At 65.8% G+C, this 439-nt stretch carries 1 pseudogene; it reads left to right on the top strand.

The features are described 5' to 3' along the window. Nucleotides 1–439, top strand: a pseudogene (locus tag GVL52_RS29190) (conjugal transfer protein TrbE); the annotation flags it as partial.

Below are 439 nucleotides of genomic sequence, written 5' to 3'. Positions count from 1 at the left end.
GACCTTGACAGCGCGACGCAGGGTGAGCTGATTTCCACGTCGGCGCGGCTGAACAACGCGCTGCGCCGCCTGGGTTCGGGCTGGGCCTTGTTCATCGAGGCGGAGCGCCGCGCCGCAGCAGACTATCCGCGCTCCGAGTTTCCCGAGCCTCTTTCGTGGCTGGTGGACGAGGAACGCCGCGCCGCTTTCGAGGACTCGGGCAACCACTTCGAGAGCGGCTACCACCTCACGCTGGTGTACCTGCCGCCGGAGGAAGCCCGTGCTCGCGCAGCAAGGATGCTCTACGAGAACCGTCCGACCGAAGGCGTGGACTGGCGCGAACGCCTCTCGGCCTTTGTGGCGGAAACGGATCGCATCTTCGATCTGCTTGACGGCGTGATGCCGGAGATCGCGTGGCTCGATGACAGCCAGACGCTGACCTACCTGCACGCCACGGTTT

Origin of the sequence: Rhizobium sp. 18055 (assembly GCF_902706285.1) — a bacterium.
Classification (GTDB): Bacteria; Pseudomonadota; Alphaproteobacteria; order Rhizobiales; family Rhizobiaceae; genus Rhizobium.
This window is presented reverse-complemented; position numbering and strand designations above follow the sequence as displayed.